The organism is Fulvivirga sp., from assembly GCF_040218215.1.
In the GTDB taxonomy this organism is placed as follows: domain Bacteria; phylum Bacteroidota; class Bacteroidia; order Cytophagales; family Cyclobacteriaceae; genus Fulvivirga.
This window is the reverse complement of sequence record NZ_JAVJQL010000015.1, coordinates 63991-84168: the sequence shown is the minus strand read 5'-3', so window position 1 is coordinate 84168 and position 20178 is coordinate 63991. Positions and strand designations below refer to the sequence as shown.

General features: G+C 38.4%; 22 protein-coding genes. 16 read left to right on the top strand and 6 right to left on the bottom strand.

What is annotated here, in order from left to right; genetic code table 11:
• Window positions 1-57 precede the first annotated feature (57 nt).
• Window positions 58-1017: a YpdA family putative bacillithiol disulfide reductase gene (locus RIB54_RS11785; protein ID WP_350101093.1), complete on the top strand. Its 960-nt coding sequence runs from the start codon at window positions 58-60 to the stop codon at window positions 1015-1017.
• Here the strand turns inward: RIB54_RS11785 and RIB54_RS11780 are convergent.
• Window positions 1014-2342: a cation:proton antiporter domain-containing protein gene (locus RIB54_RS11780; RefSeq protein ID WP_350101092.1), complete on the bottom strand. Its 1329-nt coding sequence runs from the start codon at window positions 2340-2342 to the stop codon at window positions 1014-1016. The genes RIB54_RS11785 and RIB54_RS11780 overlap by 4 nt on opposite strands.
• A 160-nt stretch (window positions 2343-2502) precedes the next feature.
• Between RIB54_RS11780 and RIB54_RS11775 the strand changes: the two genes are divergently transcribed.
• Entirely contained in the window at window positions 2503-3462 is a 960-nt protein-coding gene (locus RIB54_RS11775) for a calcium/sodium antiporter (RefSeq protein ID WP_350101091.1), read from the top strand.
• A 47-nt stretch (window positions 3463-3509) separates the two neighbouring features.
• Here the strand turns inward: RIB54_RS11775 and RIB54_RS11770 are convergent, their stop codons facing one another.
• The 4 genes from RIB54_RS11770 to RIB54_RS11755 are packed head-to-tail and all read right to left on the bottom strand — an operon-like array spanning window position 3510 to window position 5127.
• Window positions 3510-3902, bottom strand: coding sequence for a DUF1761 domain-containing protein (locus RIB54_RS11770; RefSeq protein ID WP_350101090.1), 393 nt, complete (start codon window positions 3900-3902; stop codon window positions 3510-3512).
• Window positions 3903-3931: 29 nt separating this feature from the next.
• Entirely contained in the window at window positions 3932-4357 is a 426-nt protein-coding gene (locus tag RIB54_RS11765) for a DUF1761 domain-containing protein (protein ID WP_350101088.1), read from the bottom strand.
• 15 nt (window positions 4358-4372) lie between these two features.
• Entirely contained in the window at window positions 4373-4771 is a 399-nt protein-coding gene (locus tag RIB54_RS11760) for a YciI family protein (protein WP_350063976.1), read from the bottom strand.
• Between the two features lie 5 nt (window positions 4772-4776).
• Window positions 4777-5127, bottom strand: a complete 351-nt coding sequence (locus tag RIB54_RS11755) for a VOC family protein (protein ID WP_350101086.1) — start codon at window positions 5125-5127, stop codon at window positions 4777-4779.
• Between the two features lie 139 nt (window positions 5128-5266).
• Between RIB54_RS11755 and RIB54_RS11750 the strand changes: the two genes are divergently transcribed.
• Window positions 5267-6301: a sensor histidine kinase gene (locus RIB54_RS11750; protein WP_350101084.1), complete on the top strand. Its 1035-nt coding sequence runs from the start codon at window positions 5267-5269 to the stop codon at window positions 6299-6301.
• 2 nt (window positions 6302-6303) lie between these two features.
• Complete coding sequence (locus tag RIB54_RS11745) at window positions 6304-7044, top strand: LytR/AlgR family response regulator transcription factor (RefSeq protein WP_350101083.1); 741 nt, start codon at window positions 6304-6306, stop codon at window positions 7042-7044.
• Window positions 7045-7057: 13 nt separating this feature from the next.
• Here RIB54_RS11745 and RIB54_RS11740 read toward each other — a convergent pair whose 3' ends face one another.
• Complete coding sequence (locus RIB54_RS11740) at window positions 7058-8449, bottom strand: MATE family efflux transporter (protein WP_350101082.1); 1392 nt, start codon at window positions 8447-8449, stop codon at window positions 7058-7060.
• 201 nt (window positions 8450-8650) lie between these two features.
• Between RIB54_RS11740 and RIB54_RS11735 the strand changes: the two genes are divergently transcribed.
• The 12 genes from RIB54_RS11735 to RIB54_RS11680 all read left to right on the top strand — a co-directional run bounded on the left by RIB54_RS11735 (window position 8651) and on the right by RIB54_RS11680 (window position 19842).
• On the top strand, window positions 8651-10615 hold the full coding sequence (locus RIB54_RS11735) for a tetratricopeptide repeat protein (protein WP_350101081.1): 1965 nt from the start codon (window positions 8651-8653) through the stop codon (window positions 10613-10615).
• A gap of 108 nt (window positions 10616-10723) precedes the next feature.
• A complete protein-coding gene (locus RIB54_RS11730) occupies window positions 10724-12916 on the top strand; it encodes a tetratricopeptide repeat-containing sensor histidine kinase (RefSeq protein WP_350101080.1) in 2193 nt (730 codons plus the stop codon).
• A 57-nt stretch (window positions 12917-12973) separates the two neighbouring features.
• Complete coding sequence (locus RIB54_RS11725) at window positions 12974-13687, top strand: DUF4488 domain-containing protein (protein ID WP_350101079.1); 714 nt, start codon at window positions 12974-12976, stop codon at window positions 13685-13687.
• Window positions 13688-13762: 75 nt separating this feature from the next.
• Window positions 13763-14800: an adenylate/guanylate cyclase domain-containing protein gene (locus RIB54_RS11720; RefSeq protein ID WP_350101078.1), complete on the top strand. Its 1038-nt coding sequence runs from the start codon at window positions 13763-13765 to the stop codon at window positions 14798-14800.
• A 65-nt stretch (window positions 14801-14865) separates the two neighbouring features.
• Window positions 14866-15831 carry a helix-turn-helix transcriptional regulator gene (locus RIB54_RS11715; protein WP_350101077.1) on the top strand — a complete coding sequence of 322 codons (966 nt, stop codon included), beginning with the start codon at window positions 14866-14868 and terminating at the stop codon, window positions 15829-15831.
• Window positions 15832-16121: 290 nt separating this feature from the next.
• Window positions 16122-17075: a GyrI-like domain-containing protein gene (locus RIB54_RS11710; protein ID WP_350101076.1), complete on the top strand. Its 954-nt coding sequence runs from the start codon at window positions 16122-16124 to the stop codon at window positions 17073-17075.
• A gap of 163 nt (window positions 17076-17238) precedes the next feature.
• Window positions 17239-17739, top strand: a complete 501-nt coding sequence (locus tag RIB54_RS11705; RefSeq protein WP_350064011.1) for an RNA polymerase sigma factor — start codon at window positions 17239-17241, stop codon at window positions 17737-17739.
• A 2-nt stretch (window positions 17740-17741) separates the two neighbouring features.
• Window positions 17742-18398 carry a hypothetical protein gene (locus tag RIB54_RS11700; protein WP_350101075.1) on the top strand — a complete coding sequence of 219 codons (657 nt, stop codon included), beginning with the start codon at window positions 17742-17744 and terminating at the stop codon, window positions 18396-18398.
• Window positions 18399-18451: 53 nt separating this feature from the next.
• Window positions 18452-18640, top strand: coding sequence for a hypothetical protein (locus RIB54_RS11695; RefSeq protein WP_350101074.1), 189 nt, complete (start codon window positions 18452-18454; stop codon window positions 18638-18640).
• On the top strand, window positions 18637-18828 hold the full coding sequence (locus RIB54_RS11690) for a hypothetical protein (protein ID WP_350101073.1): 192 nt from the start codon (window positions 18637-18639) through the stop codon (window positions 18826-18828). Before RIB54_RS11695 ends, RIB54_RS11690 begins: the two co-directional genes overlap by 4 nt.
• Window positions 18821-19261 carry a DUF1801 domain-containing protein gene (locus RIB54_RS11685; RefSeq protein WP_350101072.1) on the top strand — a complete coding sequence of 147 codons (441 nt, stop codon included), beginning with the start codon at window positions 18821-18823 and terminating at the stop codon, window positions 19259-19261. The genes RIB54_RS11690 and RIB54_RS11685 overlap by 8 nt, the downstream gene beginning before the upstream one ends.
• A gap of 20 nt (window positions 19262-19281) precedes the next feature.
• Complete coding sequence (locus RIB54_RS11680) at window positions 19282-19842, top strand: hypothetical protein (RefSeq protein WP_350101071.1); 561 nt, start codon at window positions 19282-19284, stop codon at window positions 19840-19842.
• The last annotated feature ends 336 nt before the right edge of the window (window positions 19843-20178 follow it).

The following is a 20178-nucleotide window of genomic DNA, read 5'->3' as shown; positions in this document are numbered from 1 at the left end:
CTCTGAACCTTTTTAAACTATACTTGTATATATAATTTCGAACTGTAAAAGAGTGATATGCTAGATGTGCTAATTATAGGTGCCGGGCCAATAGGACTGGCGTGTGGAATAGAAGCTAAAAAGAAAGGACTGACTTATCTTATCATTGATAAGGGCTGTTTAGTGAATTCTATCTATAACTATCCGCTTAACATGACTTTTTTCTCCACCTCCGATAAACTTGAGATAGGCGAAGTTCCTTTTATATCACATGGCAGCAAACCCAACAGGTTTGAGGCATTGGAATACTACAGAAGAGTGGCCTCTAGCCAGCAGTTAGAAGTTAAGCTTTACGAGAAAGTAGAGACAGTTAAAAAAGAGGGTGAGCATTTCTCTATTTTTAGCAGTAAGAGTAACTATCAGGCAAAGTCAATTGTCTTGTCTACTGGCTTTTACGACTACCCTTATATGATGAATGTGCCTGGTGAGGAATTGCCAAAAGTAAGACATTACTATGATGAGCCCCACCCTTATTTCAGACAGAAAATAATAGTTGTTGGAGCAGCCAACTCGGCTGTAGATGTAGCGCTGGAAACTTATAGAAAAGGGGCTGATGTAACAATGGTGGTTCGTGAGCCGGCAATACTTGAATCAGTAAAATATTGGGTGCGACCGGACATTGAAAACAGAATTAAGGAAGGTTCCATCAAAGCTTATTTCAATAGCCAGATTACTAATATTGAAGAACATAAGGTGACCGTAAACACCCCTGAAGGTATTATTGAGCTAGAAAATGACTTTGTGCTGGCCATGACTGGCTACGAGCCAAATTTCTCAATGATGGAGTCTATCGGTATTGATTTTCAAGATGATGAGTTTAGAACCCCTGTTTACAGCGAAACAACAAATGAAAGCAATGTGCCGGGAGCATATTTGGCCGGAGTAGTTTGTGGTGGTTTAAAAACCAATAAATGGTTTATTGAAAACTCCAGGGTTCATGCCGTCAACATTATGAATGATATTGCCGAAAAATCCTAAGCCTTTTCGTCCTCCTCATTGGTCATTTGATCAATAACTTTTTCTTCAAATGTCTTATGCTTTTCTTGTTTTGGAATTTCATCAATTTCCTTATCCAGTTCTTGCCAGTACTCCAGCTGCACGGCTTCTACAGGCTCCAAATGTTTACCAGAGGCGATTAAGGCAATGGCCATAGCAGAGCTTGTAATCAGAATAGTATAAAGCAAAATTGCTGAACTAAAAGTCTCTAACTGTAGGTGTGTGGGTATTGAAAAGAACAGCAGTATGGTTATGAGCCCCCTTGGTGCCATAAATAGTTGAGGATTCAGATTTTCTTTCACCACCAATTTTAAGAACAAGGCACGCACCCCAAAAAGTGATATTACTATAATAATGCTGACCAATAGCGCCCAAGTGTCCAGTAGTGAGCTTAAATCTATCGACAAACCAAAAATAACAAAGAAGAAAGTGCGTATAACGAAGGCAGATTCCATTGTCACTAAATGAAAATTACCCAAAATACTGTGCAATGCACTCAAGTTGATCAGCTTGGCCAGCTTACCTCTAAAAAAAACTTTATAGTTATTGATAACAAGCCCAAATATCAATATGATCAATAAAGAGGACAGATGAAAAATCTTACCGATTGAATAAAGCAGCAACAAAACCGCAACCAATAAAAACAGTTTAACCTGTGTTTTGAGTCTTTGAAATATAAGTACCAAAGCATAGCTAATAACAACTGATAAAACTATTGTCATAACAATATTGGAAGCAATATCCCAAACCACATCCCCTACATTTTCATTATCAAGATTGCCTAAAAGGAAATAAAAATACATTATACCCAGTATGTCGGAGAAGGTGCTTTCATAAATCATAAATTCCCTTTTATCCTTAGATAATTCACCAATAGAAGGGATAATAATAGCGCTGCTAATGATGGACAGTGGTATGGCATAGACCAGGGCAACCATGAATTCAGCAACAATGAGGTATTGAATAATTAGCGCTATTACAAAAGAAGAAATAATCAAGCTTGCAAAAGCCACCAAAAAAGATTTTGAAATTACAGGCCATTTGCTTCTGTTCAACTCCAGATCCAATGCAGCTTCAAGCACAATCATTATTAGCCCAACTATGCCCAGTATTTCAAGTGCGTCAAAAAGATAAGTGCCAAACGATATGTCCATGTAGCCGGCTACACCCCTGAATATCATTCCCAAACCAATAAGCAGTAAAACGCTTGGCACACCGGTTTTTGAAGATATGATATTGAACAGGTAGGATACAATAACAATCATTGAGGCTATGATGACTATCGTATAAGAATTAAATATTTCCATAAAAAGGGGTTACTTAGAGCTTATGTTTGAATATTTGTTGAAGTTAATTTCTACGTAATATTACGCAGGTAATTTATGTTAGGGCAACATTCAAAAAAAGTTAATAAAGTATTAAACTACTTTAAAAAAATTCTATTTTAGAAGTCACGAAATAATACGAATGTTAATATACATACTTTTTATAGTTGGTTTTGTTTTTCTAATTAAAGGAGCCGATTTGATGGTCGAGGGTGCTACATCAATCGGTAAAAAATTCAATATCAGTAGTATTATCATTGGTTTAACAATTGTTTCTTTCGGCACGTCATTGCCTGAGCTCTTAGTTAACCTTATTGCCAGTTACAATGACAACCCTGACATCGGGGTTGGTAACGTATTGGGAAGTAACATAGCCAACATCCTTTTAATTCTGGGTATATCAGCTTTAATCAATCCACTACCTATCACTAAAAACACATACTTTATTGAGGTGCCCTTTTCATTAACAGCTACTCTGCTAGTTGGTTTCCTGGCTAATGCTTCACTTTTCCATAAATCCACAGAATTAGCCATTAGTCGAACTGACGGTATTATGTTATTATTCTTTTTCTTTCTTTTCATGGGGTATGTATACATCGTATCCAAGCAAAAGAAGTCAGAATTTAGCGATGCAGAATATAAGGAGATGCCCATGGGCAAATCCATACTTCTTATAGTTATTGGTATTGTTGGGCTGTATTTCGGTGGGGAATGGGTAGTTGGTGGTGCCATTAAAATGGCGCAGTCATTTGGAATGAGTGAAAGGTTTATAGGTTTAACAATTATTGCAGTAGGAACATCATTGCCTGAATTGGTCACCTCAGCGGTTGCAGCCTTTAAAAAAGATACGGACATTGCTGTTGGTAATGTTGTAGGTTCTAATATATTCAACCTATTATGGATTCTGGGGCTGAGTGCTACAATTAAGGATATTCCTTATGATGCCATATCCAACTCTGATATTTTCATGATTATTTCAGCCAGTACAGCACTTATTCTTGCTGTAGTAATTGGAAAAAGGCCTGTAATCAGCAGGTGGGAAGGGTTTTTCTTTCTTGTGGCCTATGCCTGGTATATCATTTTCCTTATTCAAAGAGGATAAAAAAGGCCGGTATTTCTGCCGGCCATGCATTTAACTTCATTTTTGAGTTAGGTCCAGGCAGTAAGAATTGCACCCATAATCAAAAAGCTTACTACAAAGTAGAAGCCATCTATAAACCATAGCATCATAGATTTTCTTGCAAACAGATAGTTGACACCAATGGCCATGGCCACCCATCCAAAACCAGTAGCAAAGCCATACATCAAGCCTTCTTGAACACTTAAACCATTTAGAAAGAACGCCAGGTTAACTGTCATAATAAATTCAAGAACAAAAGCAGTCCCGTAGATTTTTGCCATGTTGGCATTCTTGAGTTCTTCTTCTGTAAAACCATTTTCGGCCATCCATCTTTTCCCGAAAAGAGGGCCATACCAGATTGCGCCAAGTACAAAGGTGAGCAGTGTGGCTACAACAATAGCCAGCCAGTTAATTGATTCCATAGTTATAGTATTTAAGTTATAGGTTTTGGTTATTCACTTTTATATTTTCTCCACCCGCCAATGATGGCACCAAAGATTTGATATTGCATAAGCACGGCAGTCTCATCAAGAATGGTCAGCTCAAAGGGTCTTAATGAGAAATAATTTTGAGTTGTAACTTCCAGAAACCTGAAGCACAGCCAAATTATAAAGGCATATTTCATGCCCTCTACAGCAGAATTGACATTGAGCTTGGTATAAAGCCATGCAAGCCCATAAGCGCCAGCCACGCCTGATACAAGCGCTACTACAAGACCAATAGGTAAGCTAAAGCTGGTAAAGTCCTCTTCAACAAACTCATTAAGTTCCATCCAGCGGATACCGAAAAAAACATAATCATACCACAAAGGGCGGACTAATTGCGCTACAATGACTGAGACCCAAACAGCGGCATGATTTATCTTTAATTGTTTCATATTAGGTTAAGTTGATTAGTTATCTTTTTTGAATTCGATGCCAAAGGAACCTTTGGTGGTGTACCAGGGACGCACCTTTGTGAGCAGGCGGCCAGACTTTACTGCTGGGTCACGGGCGGCCAGTGCTTCTGCTTCTTCAAGCGTTTTAACATTCACGATGAATATGCCTCCACCATTTTCAAATGGACCAGCCAGCATGAGTTGTTTATCAACCACCATCTGATTGATGTTTTTCATATGCTCCCGCTGGATGCTGTCCACCTGTGCTTTCGGAAGCTCTGGCTTATCAGGGTTAGTGATGAGTTCAATAAAATAATATTTTACGATTTCATCCGGTGGGTTTCCTTGTTCATCTTGCGCTTGAGAAAGCAAGGTACCTGTCGCCATTAATAAAGTGAGTAGTAGTGTTTTCATATTTATCATGATTTATAAAATTCTATTGCAGCCATCTTTATGCTATCAGGAGCTTCAAAAAAGACCATCTTCCCTAGGTCATCATTTTCCTTTATTTCTAAAATCCTGCCTCCATTTTGTTCTATTTTATGAACTATGGAAACCAAAGAATCTACCTCTATAATATTTGTAATCTCATTATCTCCTTTCTTTCTCACTGCTCCATTAATTCCTGGAAGTTCATCATCACCAGTTCGCATTAGCCAATAGTTCTGTTTATTATATTGAGAGAATTTCCAGTCAAATACACCCTTGAAAAACTGTATAGTAGTCTCTGGATTTATAGTATCTATCTCAAAAAATACAACTCTTGCCATAATCTCTTCAATTGATTTGAATGTATAATATTTGACATTCAACCATCTGAATTTAGTATTTTTATCAATACGAAAATGAAAATAAGTACCGAACCGACTGAATTGGCAGCTTAACCGGAAAAATATTTGACTTAACAAGATGAGCCAACAAATTAAAATCAATGATAAACTGGTGCGCATCATAGGCGTTCAGTTTTTTGGTTTCATCATTCCGAATGCCACAGGGCTGGTATCAAATGAAAATCGGTCTACGCTGTTTCTTTTAGGAGCCTATGCCTACTTTATGCTCATATCCTTCCTCATCTGGCAGGGCAACCGATGGATACTCTTCAAATTGGAAAGCAAATACAATTGGTTTATTAACCCTGCTCAGAAAATTGTGCTCCTGCTAGGTGCCAATATATTCTACACCGCTCCTTTAGTAGTGGCAATGCTCTGTGCGTGGTACTCTTTTATAGGATCACCTATTAATTGGAGTGTTGTACAGATAACTGCTATTGTGTGTGTGATATGCGTCATTTTTATCACCCATGTCTATGAAACTATTTTTTTGATTAAGCAACGTGAGACTGACATAATAGAAACAGAGCGCTTGGAAAAATCAAGGGTCAAGGCACAGCTTGAAGCATTAAAAAATCAAATTGATCCACATTTTATGTTCAACTCCCTGAACAGCCTTTCATACCTTATTGATGAAAATCCTACTAAGGCCAAGAATTTTACTTCGAGTTTGGCAGAAGTTTATCGCTACATTTTGAGTAATAAAGATGCCCGATTGGTATTGCTGCAAGATGAGCTCATTTTCTTAAATAAGTACATGGAATTGCTACAGTTGCGCTATGGAGATGACCTGAAAGTAGAGTTAAGTATTGATAACCAAATAAGCACCAATTACCTCATCCCTCCGATATCTATATTTATGGCTTTGGAGAACGTGGTGAAGCACAATGAGATCTCTTCACGCTACCCGATGCGTGTAAACGTTGAGAAAAAAGACCATTGGCTAAATGTTTCAAACCAGATAAGAAAGAAAAAATCGTTACAACACTCGTCTAAAATTGGGTTGAAAAACCTTGAAGAGCGATTTAAAATAATTGTTGGCGAAGGCATAAAAACCAGCGATGACCACAGCACATTTTGTATTCAACTTCCTATGCTGGAACTTAATGGCTAGGTATGAGGGTAATCATAATAGAAGACGAAAAGACAGCAGCAGCTAAATTGGCTCAAATGTTATCATCTATTGATTCATCAATAAAGATTGAGGCAGTATTGGAAGGTGTTGAAGAAACGGTTGACTATTTAAAATTAAACGTCCACCCTCAACTGGCTTTTGTTGATATTCAGTTGGCTGATGATGTTTCCTTTGAAATTTTCAAAACCATAGATGTTCAGTTTCCTGTAATATTCACTACCGCGTATGATAACTATATTATAAAAGCGCTGGAATTAAACTCAATAGATTATCTGCTAAAACCAATTGTTGAAGACAGGTTGAAAATGGCCTTAGGGAAAGTTAAAAAGCTGGAGACACATTTTATTCAGCATAAGTTTAATACGTTATTTGATCAGGGAAAACCTTCGAAATCCCGGTTTTTGGTTAAAAAGGGAATAGAATATGTGTCTGTTTCTACACATCAGATTGCTTACTTTTTTACCGAACATAAGATTGTTTTTTTAAAAGATCGTAATGGCGAGAAATATATAATAGATAAGACCATTGCTGAATTGCAGGAGCTTCTTGATCAGCAATTTTTTAGAATCAACAGAAAATACATCGCTCATATTGAGGCCATTAAAAGCTTTAAACCCGATAATGGGAAATTGCAGCTCACACTGGAACCAAATACTAAAGAAGAGGTAATTGTAAGTAAAGAAAATGCCCCTCATTTCCGACAATGGATTGAGGGGCAATAATTCTTGTTTCAAATCAGACCGTAACTGTTTTCCATTTTCCTTTGCGGAAGACCACAATGCTTACAACCGCAAATAGCGATGATGCAATGGCAATGGCAAGAAATATACCTAACGGCCCCAAGTCAAAAGTTCTGGAAAGCACCCATGCCAACGGCACCTCAAACATCCAAAAGCAAAAGAAGTTAATCACTGTTGGGGTTTTAGTATCCCCGGCACCATTAAATGACTGACCGATAACCATACCATAAGCAAAGAATATATAGCCACAGCAAATTACCCTCAATGCAAGTGCCCCATATTTTACTACTTCAGGTTCATTGGCAAAGAGCCTTACAAACCACTCCGCCCAAATACCAAAAACCAGCGATATAACAAATAAGAAAATCATATTATAAAATGCTGATTTCCAAACCGACTGCTCTGCTCTATCAGGAAAACCTGCTCCAAGGTTCTGCCCTACCAAAGTAGCTGCGGCATTGCTCAACCCCCATGATGGCAGTATGGTAAACATAATAATTCTGAAAGCAATGGCATATCCTGCCAAGACCTCACTTCCAAAAACAGCACTTATTCTTACTAAAAACAGCCAGCTTAAAGTTCCTATCATATACTGCCCGATACCGCCAAGTGATATTTTGACTATATTTTTGATAATATCCCATTTTATCTTCAGGTTTTGGACAGTAACCCTGATTACGGAAGTAGTTCCAAATAACGCAACTAGCTGAATAATAACACCTACCCCTCTTCCAATGTTGGTAGCTATCGCTGCCCCTTCAACACCAAATGCAGGTATGGGGCCAAGACCAAAAATAAAAATGGGATCCAGTAAAATATTCAGGCCATTGGCTATCCATAACACTCGCATGGCTATAGACGCATCTCCTGCCCCTCTGAATATGGCATTGATCAAAAACAGGAGCATTACAGTAGCATTGCCACCAAGCATGATCATAGTGTATTTATAGCCCTCTTCCACCAAATCAGGCTCACCACCCATTAGTCTAAGCACATCTTTTGCAAAAAATATCCCCACTAATGAGAAGATAAGAGATATAGCAATTGTGAGAAAAACGGCTTGTATACCGGCAGTAGCAGCTTTTTCAGGCTGTTTTTCACCTATCCTTCTGGCTACAACAGCGGTGGCCGCCATACTAAGCCCAATGGCAATGGCATACACAATCATAATTACAGACTCTGTAAGCGCTACTGTAGCTACAGCATTAACACTTACTTTACCTACGAAGTAGATATCCACAACAGCAAATAGGGATTCCATGACCATTTCCAGAATCATGGGAATGGAAAGCATAAATATTGCTTTGTTAATACTGCCACTAACAAAGTCTTTTTCTTCGCCCTTTACGGCTTTAATAAAATTCTTTAGTAAAGATTTAATACGCATTATATCGGTAGTTAATAAATTAAAAGATGAGACTGCTAAGGGATTAGGTCTACCTTCTAAAGGAACCTAATCTACGCTACCGATATGACTATCATAACTTTAAATTTTCTTCTTACTTGATGTAAGTTTTTGTATTAAATTCGATTGCAATTAACACGAATAAATCTGAAGTTACAAACCAATTTACCCTGACCTATTCGTATGCGATTAAAGGCTTTACTGTTTTTTACACTATTTGGTTACAGTTTTTTGCTATTTTCTCAGAATTCAGAGATTGATAGTCTAAAAAATTTAACAGAAAATGCTGTTTCCGATACAGTAAGAATAGATGCTGCGGGTATACTGGCACGCAAATTCCGCTCTATAGATTTGGAAAAAACCTTTGAATATGCCGAGATGGCATTGTCAATGTCAAAGGAAATTGAAGACCTGCAACGCCAAGCCGGTATTCTAAATTACATCGGTATTGTACATTATGGATTAGGCAATTATGAACAAACCCTGGACTATTTTTATCAGGTGCTTTCAATACATGAACAAACACAAGACAGTGTTCAGTTGGCAATTATTTACAATAATGTGGGCCTTATACTCACCGACCTTGGCCGCATTAAAGAAACGATTGACTACTACAAAAAATCATTAAAGATAAAACTTAGTAAAAGTGACCATTTAGGGGCTGCCAATACTTACAGTAATATGGGTCTGGCTTATGATGAAATCGGAGAGATAGATACTGCCATGTACTACTACAGGCTTTCTTATAAAATTGACAAGCAGGAAAATCATGTTAGCGGAATTTATGCAGACCTCAGCAACATTGGGGACAACTTTATGAAGCGCCAAAACTATGACTCGGCTAAAAAATATTATGAAGGGTCAATGTCATTAATGAACCAGATTGAAGAACCGTACTACAAAGCCGAACTGCTGGAGAAATTTGGCAACTTAAATGTTGCCCAAAAGGAGTATGACCGTGCTAAGGAAAAATATACAATGGCACTCTCCATGGCAGAGGAAATTGGCGCTAAGCAAATAATGGGCAATGCTTACAAAGGGCTTTCGGAGGCATATAAGGCTACTGGCGACTTTAAGGGCTCACTTCAGTATTATGAAAAATATTCGGACATTCAAAGAGAGATTTTTAATGAAGACCAGGCCAGAAAACTGGCACAGGTTGAAAATAATTTTCAAATACAGACACGCGAAAACCAGATCAGCCTGCTCAACAAAGAAGCTGAGCTTAAAGACTTGCGCCTGGAGGGTAACCAGATGCTGATCTACTGGATGGGAGGTATCATTGCCCTGATTATTTTCATTATTATACTCCAGTATCGCAAAAATGCCTACAAGTCAAAAACAAATATGCTTCTGCGCACTCAAAACGATGAAATTAAGGAGAAGAATAAAAACATTATGGACAGCATCTTATGTGCAAAAAATATCCAGCAAGCCATTCTTCCTGATGATGAGAAATTGAAAAATGTCTTTAATGAGGCCTTTGTCTTTAGCAGGGCCAGAGACGTGGTAAGTGGAGATTTTTATTGGTTTGCAGAGCGTGACGAAAAAATTCTGATTGCCGCTGTAGACTGTACCGGCCATGGTGTACCAGCGGCCTTCTTAAATGTATTGGGAAATACATTGCTCAACCAGATCGTTCACGAGTCAAATGTACTTAGCCCATCAAAAATACTGGAGCAGCTTAATGATCATGTAATTGATAGCCTCAAGTCTAACAAGGTATATGTACAGGTTGATGATGGTATGGATATAGCACTTTGCATGTTCGACAGGAATACTAAAAAACTATCTTATGCTGGCGCAAAAAGGCCATTATACTTTATTCATAAAAGTGAACTTAATGTGGTGAAGGGAGATCATTATCCTGTAGGTGGAATGCTTTATGATACTAAAAGAAACTATAATCAGCATGAGCTTCAGCTTCAGCCGAATGACCTAATTTATATGTTTACTGATGGAATAGTAGATCAGTTTGGTGGCGAAAGCAACAAAAAATTTATGTACGGGCGCTTGAAAAAACTACTGACTGATATTGTAGCACTTCCTTTGGAGAAACAAAAAGAGGCCATTGAAAATGAATTAATCAACTGGCAGGGAAACAATGAACAAACTGATGATATGCTATTTATAGGGGTGAAAGTCTAGGTTTTAAATTGTAATAAATTCCAGATAAAGTAACATTTATTTACCCAGACAACTGTAATTGTCATACCTTTAAATTATAAAAGCATCCCTAATGTTCAACGGTTCTTAATGAAGCCATTTTATCTCATATTAATTGCAATTCTCTCATTTGCACAAGTGGCAAGTGGCCAAACGGCTGCAGAAATAGATAGTCTAAAACGGGAGCTAAGAAAAGCAGGCACTAATGACTCTCTTCAAATTGCAATATATCTTGATATAGCCTTTAAATACCGAAATCTTAATCTGGATTCTATGAAACGGTATGCCAACAATGCCCGATTGTTGGGTATTGAGGTATACAATATCAACGGGCAACTACAAGGCTTAAGAAATTTGGCACTGGCTTATATCAATGAAGGCAAACCCGATACTGCAATTGTAATATTGAAAAAAGTAGTGGATGAAGCCCGTGGCTTTGGTGATAAAGCGAAATCCAATCTGGCTGATGGGTTAAACAGTTTGGGAAGAGCCTATTACAGTATCTCAAAATATGATAGTGCCATCTTAATTTTTGAAGAATCAGCAGAAGTGTTTGAAGAACTTGGCAGGCCCATAGACGTGGCGGGAGCATTATTAAATGTGGGTGCAACATTAGAGTCTAAAGACGATGCTGTTAGAGCCATTACTTATCTCAACGATGCGCTATTAGTTTTCGAAAAAGAAAACCATAATTATGGCAAGGCCACTGCAGCATTTTATTTAGCCAATATATTTGAAGATCAACAAGATTATGAAAAGGCACTGAAATACTTCAGCCAGGTTGCTGCAATTGACAGCACGCTTGGAAACCTAAGAGACTTTGCAAATTCACTTAACCGGGTAGCAAGTCTAAGCTTATCAGCTGGAGATACACTTAGCGCAATCAGTAATTACAAAAGATCAGCAAAATTATATGAAACAGTGGGAGCCAACTGCGAAAAGGCGGCACCTATCAATGGCTTGGGAAACCTTTACGTTACTATGAACCGCCTGGACTCAGGTTTCTATTATCTCAGCACGGCATTGGGCATTGCCATCTCTTGTGATAATAAAGGTCAAATTGCTTCATCCAGATCTGCCCTTGGAAAGTACTACCTTGCAACTAATAATATTCAAAAAGCCCTGTCAAACTTTCTTGAAACTTATGAAATTGATACGGCTCTTTCGTCAAAAGAAGGGATGTCCAAGTCTGCATTCGAACTCTATAAGATTTACAAAACTTTAGGCCAGAGTGATAAGGCCCTTTATTATCTGGAGATTTCCAGAAAGTATGAAAACGAGCTTTTCAATCAGGATAGAACAAGAAAAATTGCTCAGATGGAAGGTGAATATGAACTAGAGAAAGAGAGACAAAAATTTGAGTTCGAAAAAGAAAGAGAGAACCTTGCTTATCAGAAAAGTCTTCAGGAAAAAAGAACCACCATCTACATTGTTGTAATAGGCTTGGTCTTGGTTAGTTTTTTATTGATCGTCATGTTTCGGCTATACACTCAAAAAGGAAAAATCAACAAGCAGTTGAATGAGTCAATGGCTGATTTGAAGGAGAGCAATGAAGAGATAAGCCATCAGACTGAAATGCTTTCAAAAAGGTCAGATGAGCTGGAGCGGCTGAATGAAGAAAAAAATACAATCATTGGAATTATAGCTCATGACCTAAAAAGCCCGTTGAACCAGATCAGAGGCTTGGTAAGTCTTATGAAGCATGAGAATGATGCTAAGCAATCTGCAGAATATGTTGAGAAGCTGGAAATTTCTGCCAACCGATCGGTGGAAATGATAGACAGGATACTGGATATTAATGCTGTGGAAAATCAGGGGCTAACGGTTAAGAAAGAAAACACCGACCTGACCGCTCTGATTAATATTGTAGCCGAAGATTATAAACATAGTGCAGATCACAAGAAAATAGATTTGGTAGTACAAAATACTGAGCAAATCAACCTGGAAACGGACCCTCTATTGGTGCGGGAAATTTTGGACAACCTGGTTTCCAATGCGCTGAAATTCTCTCCGGCTGACAGTAAAGTAACCGTTAGCTTAAATGTGTCCCGTGATTATTTTACCATTGCTATAGAAGATCAGGGGCCGGGAGTAAGTGCGAGCGATCAAAAGAAAATTTTTAACAAATACGCACGCGCCACAGCCCAACCAACAGGTGATGAAAAGTCTACAGGACTTGGCCTGGCCATAGTTAAGCGCTATGCGGACGCTTTGGGATATCAGGTAAAATGTGAAAGTGACGGTAAGCTGGGCACTACATTTAGTGTTCTTATACCTGCCTAAAAAATGGTATCTTTCATAAGCAATTACATTTTGATTAATAGAATAAAGATAAAAGCCATGAAAAAATTAATCTACCTACTCATCTGTATTTCCATATCATTTGGAACAAAGGCGCAAAGTATCATTGGCGCCTGGGAAGGCTATCATACCAATGAACAAGGCGTAGAGCTTAAAAGTGTAGTGATATTTGCTGACGGCTATCAGGTGCTTTCTGTTTATGAAGCTAAGACCGGTAAATTCGTTAGTACCAATGGCGGCACCTGGAAACTTGAAGGTGATACCATGACCGAAAAAGTGGAATTTAATACAGTTGATGCAGAGAGTGTTGGCTCAGAAGTCTCCTTCAAAGTTGAAATTACCAATACTACCATCGGAATTGTTGGAAGTGAAACGATACTGACGAGGATTGATAATGGCACTCCAGGGGCACTGCAAGGGGCGTGGCTAATGTCAGGCAGGGTGAGGGATGGTGAGACTCAAACAAGAGATACCGATCAGCCGAGAAAAACAATGAAAATGCTATCAGGCACCCGATTTCAGTGGATTGCTTATAATACTGAGACCAAAGAATTTATGGGAACAGGGGGTGGTAACTACTCTACCATTGACGGAAAGTACACCGAAAACATTGAGTTTTTCTCTCGGGATGACTCCAGAGCAGGGATGAGTTTAGAGTTTAATTATGAATTGATTGATGGTAAATGGCATCATTCAGGATTATCAAGCAAAGGCGATCCGATACATGAGATTTGGAGTGTGAGGGAGCGATAAAGAATAAGAGATAAAATATTAGGCATCTAACTTCGCTTTGCTTCGTACACCTAATATTTAACCCTTTGAGCACCCGTGAAATTCAAAAACAAGCGTAATTGGCAAATCATAAAACAGTTCAGTATTGGCTGGTCTTTGGCGTTCATGTTTATAAGCTTTGTAAGGGGTGAAGGTACTGAGGAGTTAGGCTCTGTTCAGTTTGAATTACTTGACGCATTATTTGTTAGCTTATTCATAGGCAGCATATTAGGAAGTATTTCAGGCTTTGCCCAAGTGCTCACTGAAGAGTACGGATACAAGCAAATCTCATTGCAAAAGTTGCTGCTATTCAGGGTGATTTTTGTCGTCCTCTTTGTGATATTCATGATCTTACTTGCCTATGCAGTATATGGCAAGAATATAACACTTCTGGAATTCGCCTTTGAGCCAGGAAGTTTTGCCATCTACTTTTACATTGTGTTCGTAGATTTTTTTATGGTTGCCCTTAGACAAATAAACCTGTTCTTTGGCAGCAATAATCTATGGAAAATTTTAACAGGTAAATATTATACCCCCCGTGAAGAAGAAAGAGTTTTTATGTTTCTCGATCTCCAATCTTCGACAAAACATGCTGAAAGGCTGGGTCATATCAGCTATAGTAAAATGATTCAGGACTGCTTCAATGATCTGGGAGTGGTGACGGAAAATGATGCGGAAATTTATCAGTACGCTGGAGATGAAGTAATACTGACATGGAAACTAAATGATGGGTTAAAAAATCAGAATTGTATTAATGCATATTATCATTTCCAAAAACAGTTGATAAAAAAGAAGGAATATTATCTCCAAAAATACAATTGCCAACCACATTTTAAAGCCGGTGTAAATGAGGGTCTGGTAACTGTGACTGAAATAGGAAAGTACAAAAAGGAAATCGCCTACCATGGCGACCCAATCAATACTGCGGCTAGAATTCAAGGCAAATGCAATGAGCTGCAGAGAGAACTTTTAATTTCTGAGAATCTAAAAACTAAATTAGCCGAAACTGATTTTACCTTTGAAGAACTGGGTAAAATCGAGCTAAGAGGTAAGGAAAAGCAGGTATCACTCTATGCTGTGCATAGTAATGCCTAAGGTCTGAAAGTAAAGGGGAAAGAGATATATTTTGTAATATAGTAACATCATTAACTGGTTTTAAGATGAACCGCATCGATCGACTTTCTGCCATACTCATTCAGCTTCAAAGTAAGAAGGTAGTACGTGCGCTTGAGATTGCCGAGCGTTTTGATATTAGCTTGCGCACAGTTTATAGAGACATCAGGGCTTTGGAAGAAGCGGGGGTGCCTATTGGGGCAGAAGCAGGTGTTGGTTATTTTATGATGGAAGGGTACAGCCTACCGCCTGTCAAGTTTTCTAAAGATGAGGCCGGAGCTATACTGATGGCCACGAAGTTGGCGGAAAAACAAACTGATGTGTCCATCAGAAATAACCTTAATGATGCGCTCTTCAAAATCCGGTCGGCACTTAAAGTAGAGGAAAAGGATTACCTGGAAAGCATTGAAAATAACATCGAGGTCATACATTCCCCGCAAACCATCAATGCTGATTTTCCAAATAACTTTTTGGCCAACATCCAATCTGCGCTGGCCAATAAAAAGGTGATCAACTTTGATTATTATTCAAATTACAACGATGCCTTTACCAATCGTGATGTAGAACCCATGAGCCTGTGCTATTATGCCAGAAACTGGCATTTGGTGGGGTATTGCAGGCTAAGAAATGACCTTCGCGATTTCCGGTCCGACCGAATAATGAAACTGCGTACGACAGAAACAAGCTTTGATCCTGCCAGGCACGAAGATTACAAAGGCTATCTTGATACGATAGTCAGAGGGACTGATTTGATTGAAGTGAACATCCGCTTTGATGTGAAGGTGAGCCGCTACATTCAGGAGTCACGGTATTTTATGGGCTTTATTGAAAGCGAAGTGCATGATAACTATGTTGACATGAAGTTCATGACCTCCAACCTCAATATTTTTGCCCGATGGCTGTTGCAGTTCACCACTGCGGCTAAAGTAATCTCCCCTTCTTTATTAGAAGATAAAGTCATTGAGTTTTTCCAAGAAGGGCTGACTGCCTATTCTCAGGTTGAAGCAAAGTAATGGCTAATGCCTGTATTTTTATGATCTAATTTGTTGCTTTCTTTGAGTCATCATTAATTACTATAATTCTCTCTCTACTTTTTTTCTTGATAAAAAAAGTAGCAAAAAAATCAAGAAAGTTTGAAGCTGCCTACCCACATTCCGGCCACACCCTCGCCAAACTTTCGTGCCACCCTCCTTTGCGCAAGCTTGATATATATTTTCACGACTGAAAAATAATTGAAATTTATTTTTTACTGCTGACATAGGGTTGTCACTACCCCCTACTTTCTTGCTTAAAAAAAGAAGTTATGAAAGTATTATTCACACTAGTCTTAACCATTATGACAACACTAACAGCAAAAGAAACCACAGTATTTGAACTTGTGGTGTACAAAATCAAAAAGGAATATGCCGACAACTATGATGACATCCTGGATTCGGCCAGGGCATGTATCATGAAATTCCCTGGCATCCTGGAGTATCAGACGTTCAGATCATCAGAAAATGAGCAGGTATTTATGGACCTGGTGAAATGGACATCGCTGGAAAAAGCCGTTCATGCCGCTGCGCAGCTGGAGAAAATCAAAGAGCTGGCGCCCTTTATGGCAGCGTTCGAAGAAATAAAATTTATGGATCATTTTGAATTATTTAATACAGAAACGATGAACAAACTAGACCTTACCAAAACCGACAAAGAATACTATACAGCAAAAAAGACCCCGCAGATTATAGAGGCCACCCCCTACAACTACCTGACAATTAATGGTATTTCTGCACCAGAAGATGATCTTTTTAACAATGCCATTGAAGCCATTTATGCGGTGGCTTACGCGGTCAAATTTTCCAGTAAGGAAGAAGGTAAAGATTTTGTTGTACCGAAAATGGAATGTCAATGGTGGGTAGAAGGTGCGCAGCCTTTTGAGCAAACCCCACGAACCGAATGGCACTGGAACATTGTGATCCCGATGCCCGATTTTGTAAAAAAGCCAGCCGTGGAGATGGCCATTCAGTCGGCCATAGCCAAGAAGGGTGCCTCCCAGATCAGCGAGGTTCAGTTTAGGCCATTGAGTGAAGGTAAATGTGTACAGATTTTGCATCTGGGAAGTTATGATGAGGAGGCACCAACCCTTGAAAAGCTCTTTGCTTTTGTAAGTGAGCAAGGCTTGGAAATCAATGGCCATCATCATGAAATTTACATTTCCGATCCCCGGAAAACCGAGGCTCATAAGCTCAAAACGATATTGAGGTATCCGGTTAAATAGACTTCATTCAATGTAAAAATCCTGTCTTTCAGAAAATATTGGCTTAAGTAGAATTTAAGCCAATATTTTTCACCAGTTATGTCATCCGGCACACAAAAAATTAATTGCAATAAACTGTAATTATCAGCTATCTTATTCCACCTATAGCAAAAGTACTTTTGGTTTGAGCAACAAAACCCCTAATGAGGAGGAGTTTATAAAACTAGTTAGCGCATCGCAGGGCATTATTCATAAGATATGCCGGCTGTATTGTGATGACGAGGAGCACAGAAAGGATCTGCTTCAGGAGATTCTCGTGCAACTGTGGAATTCATTTTCCTCTTTTAGAGGCGATTCCAAATTCTCATCCTGGATGTACAGCGTAGCACTTAATGTAGCTATTCAGGATTTTCGGAAGGAGAAAAAAAGGAAGTTGATACTGTTCGAATCTTATGAGTTTAAAGCGTCAGAACCTGATCATTCTACTTCCGCAGAAAACGAACAGCTAAAAGCTATGTATCAGGCCATTGCTAAACTTGACAAGGTAGAGAAGGCCATCATCCTCCTTTATCTGGAAGGCAGTAGCAATGAAGAAATTGCTGAAATCATCGGTATAACTCAAAACTATGTGCGGGTGAAAATGAATCGCATTAAACAGAAGATTTCAAAAACTGTAAATCAATAATTATGGAATTAGCTGAATTAAAATCTTCCTGGAAAATTGCTGATGCCACATCACAATTTGTTGATGAAACTTTGATCAGTAGGGCAATTTATAAAAAACCAGCAGGGGAACTGGCCAAAATCAAGCGGTCTTTACATTTCAAATTCATTTTTGGTGGATCAGCAGCATTAATATGTACGCTTTTTACATTCCTTTCTATTGCCTATCACCAAAAATTCACTCCGCTGGATGCTCATTTTACACCATTGGAAACTACGCTTTTTTATGGCTCATTAGCGCTATCACTGCTAATTATGATATGGTTTAATTACCGTGCCTACAGACAAATACAAATTGTTCTCACACAGCCAGACAGTATTAAATCAACCTTGAAGAGGTTTATTAAAAGCATGGAAAGCGCCATAAGGTTCAATATTTATTCTGAGGCCTTGATGTCTCCCATTTTCATTACCTGGTTGTATTATGCCTATGTATTTGACAACCGGGCTTTTGACTGGGATGTCTTTGGTTTGGTATTGCTGCTTTTACCATTTGTGATTGGCGCAACTGGCTACTATTTTCAGCGATATGCTCAGAAACTCAAATTTGGAAACTACCTGAACAGGTTGAAAAGCTATTATGAAGGGCTTGATGAAAAAAGTTTTTCTGAAAAAGTGTAATTCCAGTCTGTGATTTTCAACCTACAGATTGATTTCACAAAAAATAAAGAAATATGATTAACAAAAATTGGCTTCGGATTTTAAGAATTTCAGGTGTTGTCATCATGCTTATTGCTTTTCCGCTAATGCGTGATTATCCGTGGTATTATGGCGTATTGCTATTTGACGCTGGACTTGCCCTTATATTCCTGGCTAAATGGATTGATAGAAACAGGCTTGCCATAAACCACAGTAAATCATGACTACAGAGATGAAATACAAAGTTATCAGGTCGGCTAGTGTGACCTTAATAATCATTGGCTTTTTACAGCTATTTGTTGATCATAGTCTCTGGTATTATAAAGTATTGCAAATCATAATGGTGGCTGGTTTAGTGCTCAGCATGATTGCATCACGAATAAAAAGAAAACTCGACAAAACCCATGAGTAGTCAAAGGTCTATTCATCCACATTTTCAATATTATCTGGACTTAAAGGAGCAGCCTTTAATAGATCTTTATGTTGACTTGAGGTCTTTCATTTTAGACAAATACCCAGAAAGCAATGAGCTGCTATATCATACCCATGCACTCACCTCCTTATATTCCATCACAGAAAAAATGGGAGATGCTTTTTGCCTGATACCCATTTACACCAACCACCTTAACCTTGCCTTTGGCTCGGGCACTTTGGTGGCTGACCCTTTTCAATTGCTTCAAGGCACCGGTAAACTAATGCGGCATATCCCCATTAAAACCCCTGCAGATTATAGAAATGAAAAAGTGGCAAGCCTTATTGATGCGGCTTACCAACTGGCTTTAGAAGAGGTAGAAAAACCAATGAAAGTAAAAGGTGAAACCATTTCAAAAATTAAAAAGGTTTAGATTAGAGGAATAGATATTTCATGAAAGCTTTAAAAGCTGAATATATTTATACATTCAAAATGAGAAACATACTTGCCGTTTATATTCTTCTATTCTCCTTTGCGTGTTCACAACCGTCAAAAGGAAACACTCAGCAGGAAATTTCAATACCTGAACCTAAGAAATCTGAACAAGTAGTAAAATCATATAACGTCAACCCTCAAATTGCTGTTGATTTTATCAACGCGTACATTGACAATTTAGAAAAAATGGGAAATGGAGTTGAAATTAGAAAATGGTCTAGGGCATCAGGGCTTGTTACTGCTAATTTCATATCAGATTTAGAAAACCTAATAACTGAAGCTTATGAAAGAGACCCTGATTACGGCCTAGGATTTGATCCAATATTAGATGCACAAGACTATCCAGATGGGGGTTTCAAGCTTCTCAACTTTGACGAAACTTCAGGATTAACAACAGTGATCGGAATGAAGGATGAAAATTTTCAAATCAACCTTCTATTGATTAACCAAAATGGTCAAACAGTTGTAGATGGTTGTGGAGTTGTGAATTTAAAAGAAGAGCAAAGAGCGAAACGATAGCAAATAGATATACTTTAATCCTAGCCTTATTGATTATACTTTCATTATAAAAAGACAAGGCCCCATTCGAACCAACTGCTTATTCCTTCACCTTATCCTCAGCCTCTTTCACCAAAACAAAATCTGCATTTTTGGGGGTTTATGTGTGAGTACTTACCATTGCCTACCTCTGCCATTTTCATTACTGAGAGTTACAAATGATTATTTTAACCCACTATATTGATGCTTGCTGGTAGGAGTTTTCAGTTCGGACATGATTAGTGAGTTATTCGAATAACTATACACTTACAAACGACAAAAAATTGATAAACACCCTTATTGGTTTATAATAAGGGA